This is a genomic window from Enterobacter sp. KBR-315C3_2022 (genome assembly GCF_041399425.1).
In the GTDB taxonomy this organism is placed as follows: domain Bacteria; phylum Pseudomonadota; class Gammaproteobacteria; order Enterobacterales; family Enterobacteriaceae; genus Enterobacter.
The window spans coordinates 1-3,034 of sequence record NZ_JBGKEB010000056.1; the positions used below are offsets into that span (position 1 = coordinate 1).

The 3,034-nt window shown below is 56.3% G+C and carries 3 protein-coding genes; 2 read left to right on the forward strand and 1 reads right to left on the reverse strand.

Going from position 1 to position 3,034, the window contains the following annotated elements; translation table 11 throughout:
- Window positions 1-991, forward strand: a 991-nt coding sequence (locus AB8804_RS23165) for a methyl-accepting chemotaxis protein (protein WP_371190285.1), incomplete at its 5' end; no start/stop codon positions are given.
- A 327-nt stretch (window positions 992-1,318) separates the two neighbouring features.
- Window positions 1,319-2,080, forward strand: a complete 762-nt coding sequence (locus tag AB8804_RS23170; RefSeq protein ID WP_002210513.1) for a DeoR/GlpR family DNA-binding transcription regulator — start codon at window positions 1,319-1,321, stop codon at window positions 2,078-2,080.
- A gap of 20 nt (window positions 2,081-2,100) precedes the next feature.
- Here AB8804_RS23170 and AB8804_RS23175 read toward each other — a convergent pair whose 3' ends face one another.
- Complete coding sequence (locus AB8804_RS23175; protein WP_002904004.1) at window positions 2,101-2,961, reverse strand: extended-spectrum class A beta-lactamase SHV-12; 861 nt, start codon at window positions 2,959-2,961, stop codon at window positions 2,101-2,103.
- Window positions 2,962-3,034 lie beyond the last annotated feature (73 nt).

The following is a 3,034-nucleotide window of genomic DNA, read 5'->3' on the forward strand; positions in this document are numbered from 1 at the left end:
CTCTCCTCTTGGAAGACTGGTTGAAAGAGCCAGGAATATTTCCAATAACCCATTAAGTCAATCCCTCTACACTGGGCGCACCGATGAGTTTGGCCAAATAGAGTTTGCTTTACGAATGATGCAAGCTGAAACAGGCGCCATAGTAGGTCGCATAGGTGATGCATCAAATCGGCTTAGCGAACACACCCGAGGCCTACTAAAGGATATTGAGTCAAGCAATGTACTTACAGTTGAGCAGCAGGCAGAGACAGATCAAATAGCAACGGCAGTAAACCAAATGGTGGCAAGCATTCAAGAGGTTGCGAGCAATGCACAGCATGCTGCAGATGCGGCCGGAAGAGCAGACACTGAGACGGCATCTGGCCAGCGTCTGGTAGCCCACACAAGCCAGTCAATCACTGCCCTTGAAGGTGAAATTAGGCAAGCCACTCAGGTTATTCATGAGCTTGAAGGTCAAAGTAACGAGATATCAAAAGTTCTTGACGTTATACGAGGGATCGCCGAGCAAACGAATTTGTTGGCACTCAACGCAGCAATTGAGGCCGCGCGTGCTGGTGAGCAGGGGCGTGGTTTTGCTGTTGTCGCCGATGAGGTTCGCAGTCTTGCTGCTCGCACACAGCAATCGACAACGGATATTCAAAGCATGATCAGCGCTCTACAAGAGCGAGCGCAATCCGCTGTTACAGTCATGGAGCAAAGTAGTCGGCAAGCGCACACGAGTGTAGCTCACGCAGAGGAAGCAGCTACAGCTCTTGATGGAATTGGCCAACGCGTTAACGAAATTACCGACATGAACGCGCAAATAGCGACTGCGGTCGAGCAGCAGGGAGCAGTAAGTGAAGACATAAACCGCAGTATTATCAATATACGCGATGCTGCTGATACCAATGTACAGACCGGGCAGAATAATTTGCAAAGTGCGAAATCTGTCGCTCAGTTAACTAGCGCTCTGAGCGAACTGGCAAAACAGTTTTGGGAAAAACGAGGATAACGCTTTTCAGTATCTCGACAGGGATAACTTACTTTACCATCGGTTATCCCTTTTAGCCGCACAAATTTTAGCCATGGCTTTTCAGGAAGTCAGGGCTATCAGAATGGCCTTAGAAAGCCTAGTCAAAGAGCTGTCACGAGAACACCGTTAGCTTAGCGTACGATTTTTTCCGAATTCTGCGGTTCCCCCAAAGAGGCTGCACAGCGGCGATTCTTGCCCTAAAATAGCGTAAAAAACAGCGGCAAAGCGCGATAACAACACCGGGTGTCGCCAGGGCCGTAGCCTGGGTGGTGACGCCTGGTGTGAAAAAATGGTAAGGGGAGAGCGGTGATTCCAATAGAACGACATCAGCGTATTTTAGCCCTGGTGGAGCAGCGTGGGGCGGTAAGCATTAACGAGCTGACGGAGATCCTCGGCGTGTCCCATATGACCATCCGTCGGGACGTCAGTAAACTGGAGGAGCAGGGGCTGCTGGTCAGCGTCTCGGGCGGCGTACGCGCCGTCAGCCGGCTGGCCGCGGAACCCAGTCATCTGGTGAAAAGCACGCTGCAGAGTGAGGAGAAACAGGCGATCGGCGCGCTGGCGGCGAGTCATATCGCTAAAAACAGTTGCATCTATCTGGATGCCGGGACTACCACCCTGGCGCTGGCGCGGGCGATCCTCGACCGGAACGATCTCCAGGTGGTCACCAATGATTTTGAGATAACCCAGCTGCTGATCGATGCCAGCCAGTGCGGCGTGATCCACACCGGCGGCACTCTGTGCCGGGAGAACCGCTCCTGCGTGGGCGAATCGGCGGCGCGTACGTTACGCCACCTGGCTATCGATACGGCCTTTATCTCCGCCAGCGGCTGGGACAGTCGCGGGATATTCACCCCTGATGAGAACAAGGTTACCGTCAAGGAGACCGTCAGCCAGGTCAGCGCGAGAAGCATCCTGCTGTGCGACAGTTCGAAATACAATCAGGTGGCCACGTTTATGGCGTTACCTTTGACCCGGTTCACCACCATCATTACCGACCGGCATCTTTCCGATGCCGCCGCCAGTCATATCGCCCGGCACGCCTGCGAGGTGCTGCGGGCCGGATAACGCGCGCGGCCACCGCCGGGTTAGCGTTGCCAGTGCTCGATCAGCGCCGCGCCGATCCCGGCGATTTGCTGATTTCGCTCGGCCATGCTCGCCGGCGTATCCCGCAGATAAATCACCACAATGCGCTCTGCTTTGTTATTCGGGCCAAGCAGGGCGACAATCCCGCGCGCACCCCGCTTGCTAGCTCCGGTCTTATCGGCGATAAACCAGCCCGCCGGCAGCACGGAGCGGATCAACGGTCCGGCGACCCGATCGTCCACCATCCACTGCAGCAGCTGCCGTTGCGAACGGGCGCTCAGACGCTGGCTGGTCAGCAGCTTGCGCAGGGTCGCGGCCATGCTGGCCGGGGTAGTGGTGTCGCGGGCGTCGCCGGGAAGCGCCTCATTCAGTTCCGTTTCCCAGCGGTCAAGGCGGGTGACGTTGTCGCCGATCTGGCGCAAAAAGGCAGTCAATCCTGCGGGGCCGCCGACGGTGGCCAGCAGCAGATTGGCGGCGCTGTTATCGCTCATGGTAATGGCGGCGGCGCAGAGTTCGCCGACCGTCATGCCGTCGGCAAGGTGTTTTTCGCTGACCGGCGAGTAGTCCACCAGATCCTGCTGGCGATAGTGGATCTTTCGCTCCAGCTGTTCGTCACCGGCATCCACCCGCGCCAGCACTGCGCCGCAGAGCACTACTTTAAAGGTGCTCATCATGGGAAAGCGTTCATCGGCGCGCCAGGCGGTCAGCGTGCGGCCGCTGGCCAGATCCATTTCTATCATGCCTACGCGGCCCGACAGCTGGCTTTCGCTTTGTTTAATTTGCTCAAGCGGCTGCGGGCTGGCGTGTACCGCCAGCGGCAGGGTGGCTAACAGGGAGATAATACACAGGCGAATATAACGCATAACCACAATACATCCTTGAGTGAAGGCCGATAAAGGCGAGTAAAGAAGCGACAAATAAGAATAACCCGGCGTT